The organism is Burkholderia sp. MSMB1459WGS, from assembly GCF_001534535.1.
Taxonomy (GTDB): domain Bacteria; phylum Pseudomonadota; class Gammaproteobacteria; order Burkholderiales; family Burkholderiaceae; genus Burkholderia.
This window is the reverse complement of sequence record NZ_LPMU01000031.1, coordinates 1-875: the sequence shown is the minus strand read 5'-3', so window position 1 is coordinate 875 and position 875 is coordinate 1. Positions and strand designations below refer to the sequence as shown.

The 875-nt window shown below is 65.4% G+C and carries 1 protein-coding gene; it reads left to right on the top strand.

The window, feature by feature from the left end:
* The coding region (locus WT97_RS12810; protein WP_257128489.1) for an Ig-like domain-containing protein at window positions 1-875 on the top strand (875 nt) is incomplete at both ends.

Below are 875 nucleotides of genomic sequence, written 5' to 3'. Positions count from 1 at the left end.
GACGCAACGCCTACTCTTGCTGGCACGGCGGAAGCGGGCAGCACAGTGAGCGTTTATGACGGTACGACGCTGCTGGGTACCACGACAGCGGACCCGTCCGGAAACTGGACGTTCACGCCGCCGACGGCGCTGGGTGAAGGCGCACATAGCCTGACCGTCACTGCAACCGATGCCGCAGGCAACGTAAGCACGCCAAGCACGGCATTTAACCTGACGATCGATACGACGGCGCCTGCATTGCCGACGGTGAACGCGACGGACGGTACATCGCTGTCGGGTACAGCCGAAGCTGGCGCAACGGTCAACATCGATACCAACGGCGACGGCACGCCGGACGCAACCGTGACGGCGGACCCGAGTGGCGCATGGACGTATACGCCGTCGACCCCGCTGCCGGTTGGCACGGTGATTGGCGTGACGGTCACCGACGCAGCAGGCAATACGGGGCCGTCTGCCTCGGTAACGGTGTCGGGCGACACGACGGCGCCTGCGGTGCCGATCATCGGCACCGTGACGGACGACGTGGGCTCCATTGTTGGCGCGATCGTTTCAGGCGGCAGTACGGATGACGCAACGCCTACTCTTGCTGGCACGGCAGAGGCAGGTAGCACGGTGAGCGTCTATGACGGCACGACGTTGCTGGGCACGACGACGGCAGACCCGTCCGGAAACTGGACGTTCACGCCGACCACGGCGCTGGGTGAAGGCGCGCACAGCTTGACCGTCACCGCAACGGACACCGCGGGCAACGTCAGCGCACCGAGCGCATCGTTCGCGATCACGATCGATACGACGGCTCCTGCATTGCCGACGGTGAACGCGACGGACGGTACATCGCTGTCGGGTACGGCCGAAGCGGGCGCAACGGTCAACAT